General features: G+C 69.3%; 12 protein-coding genes. 3 read left to right on the top strand and 9 right to left on the bottom strand.

Annotation, left to right across the window (positions count from 1 at the left end):
- The first annotated feature begins 40 nt into the window (after window positions 1-40).
- From G5C60_RS29355 to G5C60_RS29365, 3 genes are all read left to right on the top strand, one after another.
- Window positions 41-1,468 carry a glycoside hydrolase family 43 protein gene (locus G5C60_RS29355; protein ID WP_206440150.1) on the top strand — a complete coding sequence of 476 codons (1,428 nt, stop codon included), beginning with the start codon at window positions 41-43 and terminating at the stop codon, window positions 1,466-1,468.
- Between the two features lie 130 nt (window positions 1,469-1,598).
- Window positions 1,599-2,093: an ATP-binding protein gene (locus G5C60_RS29360; RefSeq protein WP_241267162.1), complete on the top strand. Its 495-nt coding sequence runs from the start codon at window positions 1,599-1,601 to the stop codon at window positions 2,091-2,093.
- A 228-nt stretch (window positions 2,094-2,321) separates the two neighbouring features.
- Entirely contained in the window at window positions 2,322-2,522 is a 201-nt protein-coding gene (locus G5C60_RS29365) for a cold-shock protein (RefSeq protein WP_165263951.1), read from the top strand.
- A gap of 103 nt (window positions 2,523-2,625) precedes the next feature.
- On the opposite strand, the gene G5C60_RS29370 is transcribed toward G5C60_RS29365, so the two are convergent.
- The 9 genes from G5C60_RS29370 to G5C60_RS29410 all read right to left on the bottom strand — a co-directional run bounded on the left by G5C60_RS29370 (window position 2,626) and on the right by G5C60_RS29410 (window position 11,448).
- A complete protein-coding gene (locus tag G5C60_RS29370; RefSeq protein WP_165263952.1) occupies window positions 2,626-3,480 on the bottom strand; it encodes an ABC transporter permease in 855 nt (284 codons plus the stop codon).
- On the bottom strand, window positions 3,480-4,322 hold the full coding sequence (locus G5C60_RS29375) for an ABC transporter ATP-binding protein (protein ID WP_165263953.1): 843 nt from the start codon (window positions 4,320-4,322) through the stop codon (window positions 3,480-3,482). Before G5C60_RS29375 ends, G5C60_RS29370 begins: the two co-directional genes overlap by 1 nt.
- A 23-nt stretch (window positions 4,323-4,345) precedes the next feature.
- Window positions 4,346-5,416: an ABC transporter substrate-binding protein gene (locus G5C60_RS29380; protein ID WP_165263954.1), complete on the bottom strand. Its 1,071-nt coding sequence runs from the start codon at window positions 5,414-5,416 to the stop codon at window positions 4,346-4,348.
- A gap of 66 nt (window positions 5,417-5,482) precedes the next feature.
- Entirely contained in the window at window positions 5,483-6,256 is a 774-nt protein-coding gene (locus G5C60_RS29385) for an SDR family oxidoreductase (protein ID WP_165263955.1), read from the bottom strand.
- The gene (locus tag G5C60_RS29390; RefSeq protein ID WP_165263956.1) at window positions 6,256-7,170 is read right to left on the bottom strand and encodes a dihydrodipicolinate synthase family protein; all 915 of its coding nucleotides are present in this window, start codon (window positions 7,168-7,170) and stop codon (window positions 6,256-6,258) included. Before G5C60_RS29390 ends, G5C60_RS29385 begins: the two co-directional genes overlap by 1 nt.
- A gap of 99 nt (window positions 7,171-7,269) precedes the next feature.
- Window positions 7,270-8,070 (bottom strand): enoyl-CoA hydratase-related protein, encoded by an 801-nt coding sequence (locus G5C60_RS29395; RefSeq protein WP_165263957.1) that lies wholly within the window; start codon window positions 8,068-8,070, stop codon window positions 7,270-7,272.
- A gap of 5 nt (window positions 8,071-8,075) precedes the next feature.
- Entirely contained in the window at window positions 8,076-9,257 is a 1,182-nt protein-coding gene (locus G5C60_RS29400; protein ID WP_165263958.1) for a CaiB/BaiF CoA transferase family protein, read from the bottom strand.
- Window positions 9,254-10,615 carry an FAD-dependent oxidoreductase gene (locus G5C60_RS29405; protein ID WP_338145963.1) on the bottom strand — a complete coding sequence of 454 codons (1,362 nt, stop codon included), beginning with the start codon at window positions 10,613-10,615 and terminating at the stop codon, window positions 9,254-9,256. Before G5C60_RS29405 ends, G5C60_RS29400 begins: the two co-directional genes overlap by 4 nt.
- A gap of 224 nt (window positions 10,616-10,839) precedes the next feature.
- Entirely contained in the window at window positions 10,840-11,448 is a 609-nt protein-coding gene (locus G5C60_RS29410) for a helix-turn-helix domain-containing protein (protein WP_338145964.1), read from the bottom strand.
- Window positions 11,449-11,547 lie beyond the last annotated feature (99 nt).

Here is an 11,547-nt window from a genome sequence, read left to right on the forward strand (position 1 = left end):
CGGGCCGTACCAGGAGAAGAAAGCACAAGGAGAGCCGCACATGAACACACCGGACAGACCCGCTGCCGAACCGATCGCCACCAGACCCACGACCGCTGTGCAGCCGTCCCGCCGCGGCGTACTGCGGGCGATGGCCGCCCTCCCCGCCTCGGCCCTCCTCATGGGCGGGCTGCCCGGCATGCTCGGCCCGGCCGTGGCCGCGGCACCACCGCGCGGCTCCGCCACCCGCTACACGATCGTGCCGTTCCTCAACAGCAGCGACGCCACGGTCAACGTCTACGAGTCCGACGACGCCACCGACTTCCGGCTCGTGAAGGCATCCGCGTACACCCCGCCCGCGAACCGGATCCGTGACGCCAGCATCTTCAAGCACTCCAACGGCTACTACTACGTCACCTACACCACGCACACCTGGCAGGACACCAGCACCACCATCGGCTTCGCCCGCAGCACCGACCGGGTCAACTGGACGTTCCTGTACGACTACACCGTCCCCATCGCGAACCTGTCGCGCGCGTGGGCGCCCGAGTGGTTCGTCGACAGCGACGGCAGCGTGAACGTCATCGTGTCCTGCTCCACGGCCAACGATCAGTGGATCTTCACGCCGTACCTGCTGAAGGCCACCAACTCCGGGCTCACTGCATGGAGTTCGCCCGTGGCCCTGTCCGGCATCGGCGCCAACCACATCGACACGTTCATCGTGAAGCTCGGCTCCACGTACCACGCCTTCACGAAGAACGAGACGTCGAAGTACATCGAGTACGCCACCGCCACCGCCCTCACCGGCCCGTACACCATCCGCAGGACCGGCAACTGGGCGGGTTGGGGCGGCACACGCGAAGGCGCCGCGCTGGTGCAGCTCGACAACGGCGCCTGGCGGATCTTCTTCGACGGCTACGGCGACGGCAGCTACTACTACAGCGACAGCTACGACACCTTCGCCACCTGGAGCGCCCCGAAGAAGCTGCCGTCGATCTCCGGCACGGCACGCCATTTCACGGTGCTCAAGGAGACGGTCTCCGGCGGGGTGAACCTGGCGACCGGCGTCACCCGCTCGTTCCGGTCGGCGAACTACACCACCCGCTACTGGCAGGAGCAGTCCGCCCTGCTCAACCTTCCCGTGGTGAGTTCCTCCAGCAGCACCGCGGAGAAGCAGGCGTCCACGTTCACCGTCGTGCCGGGGCTCGCCGACGCGGCCGGCTACTCCTTCCGGAACGCGGCCGGGAGATACCTGCGCCACTGGGACTTCCGGGCCCGCTTCGACGCGAACGACGGCTCGTCGACCTTCGCCAGGGACGCCACGTACATCGCCCGGACGGGCACGGCGAGCGGCTCCGTCCGCTTCGAGTCGTACAACTACCCGGGTCATTACCTGCGCCACTACAGCTACCAGCTCCGGGTGGACCCGACGGACGGCTCCGCCGTGTTCCGCCAGGACAGCTCCTTCGTACCCGTCACACCACTCTGACGGAGGGGCGCATCCAGCCTTCGTCCCGGTTCACGGCCTGGGCCAGAGCGCATGCGTGAACGGGGGCGCTTCCAGGTACCTGGATCTTTCCAGGTACCTGGCGAGAGGCGTGTCTGCAGTGAGGTAGCTCATGATGACCTTGAACGTGGCGGTCGGACCCGCGAGGGCGCGTCCCGAGCTGGTCGTCCTGGTGGGGCTCCAGGCATCGGGAAAGTCGACCTTCTACGCCCAGCGGTTCTCCCACAGCCATGTGCAGGTCAGCAAGGATCTGTTCCGTCGGGCCCGGCACCGGCAGCGGCGGCAGATGCGTCTGGTGGAGGAGGCGCTGGCCGCGGGCCGCTCGGTGGTGGTGGACAACACCAATCCGTCGCCCGAGGAGTGGGAGCCGCTGATCGCCGCCGGGCGTGTGCACGGGGTGCGGGTCGTGGCGTACTGGTTTCCCCCGGTCCCCGCGGAGTCCCTCGTACGCAATGCGACGCGGGAGCCCGGCGAGCGGATTCCGGAGGTGGGGATCTACGCCACGCTCAAACGGCTGCGGAGGCCGCGGCGGGCCGACGGCTTCGACGCCGTGTACGAGGTGCGGTTCGACGGGCGCGGGGGATTCCACGTGTCTCCGGCTCCCTGACCAGGCTCTTTGTGTCAGTGTGCGGCGGGAATGAATCCGGCGGGGGGTGGGTTGTTCTGGGTGGTCGTAGTTTTTGTGTCTGTGTTTCACCGCACGCTCGCGAAGAACGACGTCGCGGGCGCCGCCTTCCTTCAGGGATCCGTCAGGGATCTGGAGAAGACGCGTCCAGGCCGGCCCGGGGCACCGCACGGTGCGCGCCTCGTACCCAGCCCCTGCAAGGAGCAAGAAATGACTCAGGGAACCGTCAAGTGGTTCAACGGCGAGAAGGGCTTCGGCTTCATCGCCCAGTCCGAAGGACCGGACGTCTTCGTGCACTACTCCGAGATCGAAGGCCACGGCTTCCGTAGCCTCGAGGAGAACCAGCACGTGGAGTTCGAGGTCGTCCAGGGCCCCAAGGGCCCGCAGGCCACGAACGTCCGCGCCGTCTGAGACCCGGCGGGCTAGATCTGCCGAACACCTCACGGTGAATCCGAGGGCCGGCGCCGCAAGGCGCCAGCCCTCGGCGCGTCCGGGGCCTGCGGGTGCCGCGGCATCAGGGTGTCTTCGCCTCCCACCGCACCGTCAGCTTCTCCGCCACGCCGACGGCCGCGTAGAAGACGATCGCGACGGCGGAGGCGATCACCATCACGGCGTACAGCTGAGGGGTGTTGAAGTTGTAGGTGGTCTGGATGATCAGGTAGCCGAGCCCCTTCTGCGAGCCGATCCACTCCGCCACGATGGCCCCGATCACACAGTTGCCGGTGGCGATCTTCAGCGAGGAGAAGAGGTACGGCAGCGAGGCGTACACGCGCACCTTGAACAGGACTTCCCAGGGCGAGGCGGACAGCACCCGCAGCAGCTCGAGCGACTGCTGGTCCACGGACTGGAGCCCGCGCACCATGTTGACCAGTGTCGGGAAGAAGGAGATCAGCGCACCGATCGCGACCTTCGGGGCGTAGCCGTTGCCCATCATGATCACGAGGATCGGGGCGATGGCCACGATGGGGATGGTGCGGATGAACAGGGCGACGGGCATCAGCGCCCGCTCCACCGACCTGAAGTGCACGAAGACGACGGCCAGGAGCACCGCCACCACGTTGCCGACGAGGAATCCCAGTGCCGATTCGATGATGGTGGGCCAGGCGTTGTCCATCAGGAGGGCGGTGTCCTCGGTGAGGGATCCCCAGATGTCGGAGGGCATCGGCAGGACGTACTGAGGCACCCCGAAGACGCGACAGCTCAGCTCCCACACGGTCAGCAGCACGGCCGCCGCACCCACGGGCAGCAGGGCGCGGCGCAGTCCGCGAGTCGTCCGGGTGCCCCTGGTGTCCTTCGCCTTGGTGGCGGCCGTGGCAGCCGTGGCCGCCGGGGTTGTCTCGGTCGCCGGGGTTGTCGCGGTCGGCGGCATCAGCAGTCCTCCAGCAGGCGGCGGAGACGGGCGGCGAGTGCGGTGAACTCGGGGGTGTCGCGGACGTCGAGACGGCGCGGAGAGGGCAGGTCGACGGGTACGAGCTCGCGCACCCGGCCCGGGTGCGAGGACAGCACCAGGACCTGCTGCGACATGAACACCGCCTCGGCGATGCTGTGGGTGACGAAGAGAATCGTGGTGCCGGTCGCCTCCCAGATGCGCAGCAGTTCCTCGTTGAGCCGGTCGCGGGTGATCTCGTCGAGGGCGCCGAACGGCTCGTCCATCAGGAGCACGCGAGGGCGGCACACCAGCGCGCGGGCGATCGACACGCGCTGGCGCATACCGCCGGACAACTCGTGGGGGTAGGCGTGTTCGCGCCCCGCAAGGCCGACCAGGGCCAGCAACTCCTCGGGGGACGCGGCGTCCTGGCCGTCCGACGCGGCGGCCTTGGCGCCGCCGCCCACCTGGAGCGGCAGTCGTACGTTCTCCAGGGCGGTACGCCACGGAAGCAGCGCGGCGTCCTGGAACACGAAGCCCAACTGCCGGGAGACGCGCGCCTCGTGCGCCGAGGTGCCGAGCACCGAGACCGTGCCCGTGGTCGGCTTCAGCAGGTCCGCCACGACGCGCAGCAAGGTGGACTTGCCGCAGCCGGACGGGCCGAGGAGTGAGACGAAGCCGCCGCTGTCGACGGAGAGGCTGATGTCGCGCAGTGCGGTGACCTCGCCGCGTTCGGTGGAGAAGGTGACCGTGATGTCGTCCAGTTCGACGCTGCGCCCGGGGCCGGCATCGCCCTGGCCCGTGGCGGTCGCTGTTTCCGTTGCCGTGGCGGTCTTGGCTGTCATGGGAGTTCCTCCCTCGGGGACGGTCAGCCGAGCTTGGGGCGGGACGTGGCCGTCGCCCGCAGGATGTCGGTCGTCATGACCTTGTCCGCGGTCGGTGGCTTCGACTTGAACTGCTTCAGGTCGGTGTACTGGGTGATCTGCTGCTGCCAGACCGCCTCGCTCATGGCTCCCCAGCCGTCCTTCGCGGTGGCCTCGGTGAAGACGAGCTTCATCAGTGCCTCGCTTGCCTTGAGCTGCGGCTCCTTGTCCAGGCTCGGGTATTTCTTGACGAGCAGATCGACCGCCTCGTCGAGGTTGTCGTGCGCGTACTTGTAGCCCCGGGCGGTCGCCTCGACGAACCCCTGGAGCATTTTCGGGTTCTGCTCGATCGTCTTGTCGGTGGCGAAATAGACGTTCCCGTAAAGGTGTACGCCCGAGTCCCACACGCGCAGCGTCTCGTACTCGTCGAGAATGCTCATCGCCTGGAGATTGGTGATCCAGCCGGCCATGGCGTCGACCTTGCCCCGTTTCAACGGGGTGAAGTCGGAACCGAGCACCTGGACCTGAACCTCCGAGGTGTCGATGCCGTTCGCCGCGAGCACCGCGTTGAGGACCACGTCGCCGCCCGTCTGGATGCCGACGGTCTTGCCGATGAGGTCCTTCGGCTTCCGGACGGGGTTGTCGGGCAGGGAAATATAGGCCAGCGGATGCTCCTGGACACCCACCGCGAACGCCTTCACCGGCTGCCCCTGGGAGCGCGCCATCATGATGGCGGGGCTCGACGCGTTCTGGCCGAAGGCCGCGGCGCCGCCGGCGACCAGGGTCACGCCGTTGACGTTCGGGCCGCCGGGCTGGAAGGAGATCTTGAGCCCGGCGTCCTCGTACCAGCCCTTGGCGTCGGCGACGACCTCGCCGAGTACTCCGTTGTCACCGGTCCAGGCGATCTGGAACTTGGCGGTGCCGCCGGATCCGCCCGCCCCGACGGCTCCGCTGGGACCACCGCCACAGGCGGTGACGAAGCCGCCGAGGGCGAGAGAGCCGCCCGCGCCCAGCAGTCGGCGCCGGGACATTCTGCTCGGGCCCGGACGGGACCGGGCTGTTGCCTTGTCGTTCATGACTACCTCGCTTCAGAGGGGCTTTCGCTTCTCGACAGGTGCACAGGTGCTGAGATGCTCAGGTGTTCACAGGCTGCGTACGAGGCCTCCGTCGCAGCGCAGAGCGGTTCCGGTGACGTACGCGGCGGGCTGTCCGCACAGGAAGGCGGCCACAGCGCCGAACTCCTCGGGGGTCCCGTAGCGGCCCGCTGGGATCGTGGCCCGCGAGGCGGCGGCCACCTCCTCGGCCGTGCGTCCCTCCCGGGCGGCCTTCGCGGCGTCCAGTGCGGCCACGCGGTCGGTGGCGATACGGCCGGGCAGCAGCAGGTTGACGGTCACGCCGTCGGCGGCGGTCTCCGCGGCGAGCGTCTTCAGGTAGGCGGCGAGCGCCGCGCGGCCCGCGTTGGAGAGCGCGAGGTCGGGCAGCGGGGCGGCGATCCCGCTGGAGCCCACGGCCAGGATCCGGCCCCATCCGCGCTCACGCATCGCGGGCAGGGCGAGCGTCGCCAGGCGTTGCTGGGCCAGGAGCAGGCTGTGGGTGGCCTCGGCAAGATCGGTGTCGCTGACGCCCGACGCCTTGCCCGGCTTCGGCCCCGGACCGTTGAGGACGACGATGTCGATCTGTCCGTACGCCGCCCGTGCCGCGTCCATGAGGGTGCGTGGCCCCTCGGGCGCGTCGAGGTCGACCTCGACACCGATGGCGTCCGGCAGCGCGGCCGCGATCTCCTTGGCCGTGTCCCCCCGCCTGCCGGAGACCACCACCCGCGCCCCTTCGGCGGCGAGCGCCTCGGCGACCGCACGGCCGAGCCCTCCGGTGGACGCGGCGACCACGGCGGTACGTCCGGTGAGTCCCAGGTCCATCAGTGCGCCGCCCCTGCTGCTTCGCGGTCCCGCTGCGGCAGCGCCGCGATATGCCTGAGGAGCTGCGGTACGAGGGCCTCGGGCAGCCCGCGTGCGGGCGGTCGCACCCCGGACTCCATGATCAGTCCGCGCTGTCGGAGGGCTTCCTTGCGCAGGGCGAGGCCGACGGCGGCCTGCGCTTCGAAGTTCACCAGTGGCAGATAGGGGAGATACGCCTCGCGGGCTGCCTCGTAGCCGCCGTCGCGGTATGCCTCGACGCAGGCGATGAGCCCCTCCGGTGCGGAGAAGCCGGTCATCGCCCCGGCGGCGCCCGCGGCGAGTTCGTCCAGCAGTCCGAGGCCGCCGAGTCCGCCGAAGACGGGGATGCCGGTGACCGCGGTCTGGGCGCCGATGGCTACGGGCGTCGGGGGCGCCTCGGCCTTCACCGCGACGGCCGACGGCACGTCGTGCACGACGTCGGCCAGGTCGTCGGGCCGGATGCCGACACCGCTGGCCACCGGGTAGTCCTGGACCACGATGCCGAACCCGGTGGCCTCGTGCACGGCGTTGAAGTGCGCCGCGACCGTCTCCGGACGCGGGGAGTTGACCTGCGCCATCAGACCGGCCACGCGGTCGCCCGCGACCTCGCGGACCAGCTTCGCCTCCTCGACGACCGGTGCCGTGGACAGGCCGGTGGCACCGACCACCAGGGGCAGGTCGACGCTGTCGCACACGACCTCGAGGACGGTCCGCCGCTCGGACATCGAGAGCTGAGCGGCTTCGCCGAAGACTCCCAGAACGGTCAGGCCGGTGACACCGATCGCGGCGTAGTGCTCGACCAGCCGGGCCAGGCTCGACTCGTCGACGTCGAGCGTCGAACCGACGAAGGGTGTGGCCACGACGCCCCAGACGCCGGGCAGCAGTGGGGTGGGCATGGATCTCTCCTCTTGGTCTTCTTGGTCTTCTTGGTCACGGGCGGGCGTTCACCTTCCGCTGTCGGCCGGGTGCTCAAGTCCCGTTGTCCGTACGCCGGTTCATCGGCCGGGCCAGACCGGTGCGCGCTTCTCCTGGAAGGCGCGTACGCCCTCCGCCGCGTCCTCGCTGTCCACGGCGTCCATCAGGGCGGGCAGCCGGAGCGCGTGGGCCTGACGGGCGGTGAGGCCGGCGCCGTGGCGGACCATCTGCTTGATGGCGCGCAGCGATACGGGTGAGCAGGCCAGGATGTCGGTGAGCCAGCGGTCGACGGCCTCGTCCAACTGCTCTGCGGGTACGACCTCGTTCACCAGACCCATGCGGTACATCTCGGCGGCCGGGACCTTGCGGCCGGTGAGCAGCAGCCCCATGGCCTGGGTGTGAGGTACGCGCTCCACGAGCCGGAACACGCCTCCGTCGAGGGGGATCCGGCCGACCCGGGGCTCGGTGAGGCCGAACCGGGCGTGCTCGGCGGCGATGACGATGTCGCAGCCCAGCACCATCTCCATGCCGCCGCCGAGGGCGTAGCCGTTCACGCGGGCGATGACCGGCACGTCGAGCGTCTCGCGCAGGCTCAGCCCGCCGAAGCCGTCGGGGTCCAGGCCGGCCCAGTACTCCAGTCCGCTCTTGGGAGTCGCCCCCGACGACATGTCGGCGCCGGTGGAGAAGGCCCGCTCCCCCGCTCCCGTGACGACGACGGCGCGTACGTCACGGTCGGCCTCGATCTCGGCCCAGATCTCCTTGAGGCGCTGGGTCGTTGCCTGATCGACCGCGTTGAGGACCCGGGGACGGTCGATGACGACCCGTGCCACATGCCCGTCGTACTCCCGTACACAGCGCACCTCGTCGGCTGCCTGCTCCATGGCTGTCACCGCAGGACCCTCCGCTCGCGCAGCCCCCGCACCCGGTCCTCGTCGTAACCGATCTCCTCCAGCACCTCCGCGCCGTGCTCGCCGAGCCCCGGCGGCACCCTGCGCACCTCGGCCGGGGTGGCGGACAGATGCACCGGGTTGCCCAGGACCCTCACCGTGCCCTCGGTGCGGTGCTCCATCTCGACGATCATCCCGTTGACCAGGGTCTGTTCGTCGCGCAGCGCCTCCTCCATGGTGCGTACCGGCGCGCACAGCAGGTCCTGGGCCTCCAGGCGCTTCATCCAGTACGCGGTCGTGTTGCCGGCGAAGCGTTCGGCGAACCGGCGCCGGAGTTCCGGCCGGTGCTTCTGCTGCTCCTCCGTGGTGGCGAACTCAGCGCGCAGCGACAGGTCCTCGTCGATCTCCAGGGCGGTGCAGAGATCGCGGAGCGGGTTCTCCTTGAAGGCGCCCACCACGACCACCGCGCCGTCGGTCGTCTCGAACGCCCCGGTGAGCGGCATCGCGGCCCAGTTGATCTCCGCACCGCGGTTCATGCGGGTGGCCGCCTCCTGCATCTGCATGTGGAGGACGGAGTCGTACATGGCGATCTCCACCTTCTGCCCCTCGCCGGTGCGTTCCCGGTGCAGCAGCGCCAGCAGGATGCCCTGGACCATGTGCATGCCGGTGGTGTAGTCGCACAGGCTGGTCGGATAGATGCTGACGGGTGTCTCGTCGGAGGCGCGGCGCCACATGACGCCGGTGTACGCCTGGGTGAGGATGTCCTGGCCGCCCTTGTGGGCGTACGGGCCGGTCGTGCCGAAGCCGGTCGCCGAGGCCCAGATGATCGCCGGGTTGACGGCGCGCAGCGCCTCGTGGCCGAAGCCGATGCGATCCATGACGCCGGCGCGGAAGTTGGAGGTCACCACGTCCGCGCGGGCCACGAGGTCGAGGACGGTCTGCCTGCCCTCGTCGGTCCTGATGTCGATGCTGACGCTGCGCTTGTTGCGGTTGATGCTCCAGAAGACGGGGTTGTCGAGGCCTGCCGGGTCGGGGAAGGACGTACGTGACAGGTCTCCGGTCCCGGGCCGCTCGATCTTGATGACATCGGCGCCGAAGTCGCCGAGCATCTGGGTGCAGCATGGTCCGGCGTAGACCTGGGTGAAGTCGACGACGGTGACGCCGTCCAACGGGCCGCTCATGCCGCCTCGCTCTCTTCGTCGAGGGTGGCGTTGGCGGACGGGACGTCGCCCGGGTCCGCGCCCTGGTCGCGCATCAGCTTGCGGATGTCCTCGACCGGGACGTCGCGGACGAGGATGCCGCGGTCGGCCGCGATGCCCGCCGCAACACCCGTGGCCTGGCCCATCGACATGCAGGGCGGGATCTCCCGGGACATGCGCTGGGCGTCGGGGGTGGCGGAGTAGTGGCGGCCCGCGACGAGGAGTTGGTCGACGGCGCGGGGAACGAGGGCCCGGTACGGGTAGTAGTAGTCCCGGCCGCGGGCCACGGTGTCGGGGAAGTGGCGGCGGGAGACGATGTCGTCCTTGGTGACGACGTACTCCCCGTCGAGGAGCCGGGTCTGACGGACCCCCATCTGCTCGGCCACGTCGAGGAGATAGCAGTTCCGGAAGCCGGGCAGATGCTCCCGCGCGTACTCCACGACGGGGCCCATCCGCGACCTGGCGTCGAACTCGGCCGCGGTGAGCGAGTCCGGATCGGCCCCGTCGTACCCCGTCATGTGCGGGCAGTTGCACCACACGACGCCCGGCACCGGAGTCTTGAGCCACCACAGGTCCCAGGCACCGCCGAGCATCCGCTTGATCTTCCGGTTGACGGCCCGGAACTCACGCGGGTTCTCGAGTTCGAAGCGCTGCGCCTCGTCGGTGTCCACGCCGCCGAGCCGGGAGACGAGGGTGACGATGTACCGGCCCTCGGTGTACGGGGCTCCCGCGCGTGAGGCCACGTCGATGTCGCCGCTGGTGTCGATGACGACGTCGCCGAGGACGGCCTGCGGACCGGCCTTGGTCTCGCACACCACGCCCTTGATCACGCCGTCCCGCACCACCGGCCGGGAGAACCAGCTGTGCAGCCGCAGATGGACGCCGCTCTCGCGGACGAGGTCGTTGGATACCCGCTTCCAGCCGTCCGGGTCGAAGGCGACGGCGTAGCAGATGGGCTTCGGGCTGGCGTGGGAGTGGAAGTTGAAGGTGCCCCAACGGCCCCATTTGGCCCAGGCGTCGGGTGAGGAGATCCGCTCCTCCGGGGGTGGGTACACGGCCAGATCCATGGCGGCCATGCGGGCGACGTACTCGTCCACCACGCCGGTGACCGTGATCTCGTCGGCGTTGCACATGTCGTCGAGTACCAGCACCATGCCGCCGGAGGCGAGACCGCCGAGTGCCGAGTACCGCTCCAGCAGCGTCACTTGGGCGCCGGTGCGCGCGGCGGCGACCGCGGCGCTGACGCCGGCCGGGCCACCGCCCACGACGACGACGTCGCTGCGGCGCACCACCGGTGCGTCGATGGACTCCAGAGTCACGGATCCGTTGTGGTCGGCCACGTTGTCTCCTTGTCTGTTACATCGGTAGGCCGTCGCGGGCATGCGTGATCGCCGCAGGAGGCCCGGAGGCCCTGACGGAACGACGGCGTGACCGCACCCGCGGGCAGCGCTCAGTGCCTGCCCTGCGAGGTCCGGTGATCGAGAACGGTGAAGGAAGGCGCGGGCGGCGTTGCCCTGACGCGCAGGGGAGAAAGGGGTGAGGTGAGAGTCCCGTCAGCCCTGAACTACCAGGTGGGCGGGGTGATCACCCAGATCGCGGTCGACGGTTCGTCGCCGACGTTGACGTACCAGTGCGGAATGCTCGACGCGTAGGTGATGGAGTCACCCGCTTCGAGGCGGTGCCGGACGCCGTCGAGATAGACGTCCGTCGTCCCCGACAGGACGATGCCGAACTCCTCGCCGTTGTGCCTGAAGGGCGTGGCGCTGGTGTCGTGTCCCGGCTCGGTTTCCAGCCAGACGACCTCGAGCGCGCCCTTCAGGGACGGGGTGAGCAGCTGGTAGCGGGCACCGTCGAGCTTTTCGTCTCCATGCCATTCGAGAGTGCGGCGCTCCTTCGCCCGCACTACAGGACTGGCTGAGCTTTCCCCGTGGAACAGCCGGCCGACCGGAACGTCGAGCCCGTGCGCCAGTTGAATCAGGCTGGCGAACGAGGGATTTCCCTTCCCTCGCTCCAGCAGACTGATGAGGCCCGTGCTCACGTTCGAGCGACTGCTCAGCTCCTCCAGGGTGAATCCACGGTTCTTACGGAGGGATCGGATCTGTTCGCCCAACGAGGCAATGGACACGTCGGCGTCGGAACGGACTTCGTTGTCGGCCGCGTTGTTGTCGCCCACGTGTCGCCCCTCGTTCAGCACCTCGGAACGGTGACCTTCACCATAATGAAGTTCTTCAACATGTCAAGGGTGGGCCGGAGGCGGGCCGGGGTGTGGGCC

The sequence above is a fragment of the Streptomyces scabichelini genome (assembly GCF_011045015.1).
Lineage (GTDB): Bacteria > Actinomycetota > Actinomycetes > Streptomycetales > Streptomycetaceae > Streptomyces > Streptomyces scabichelini.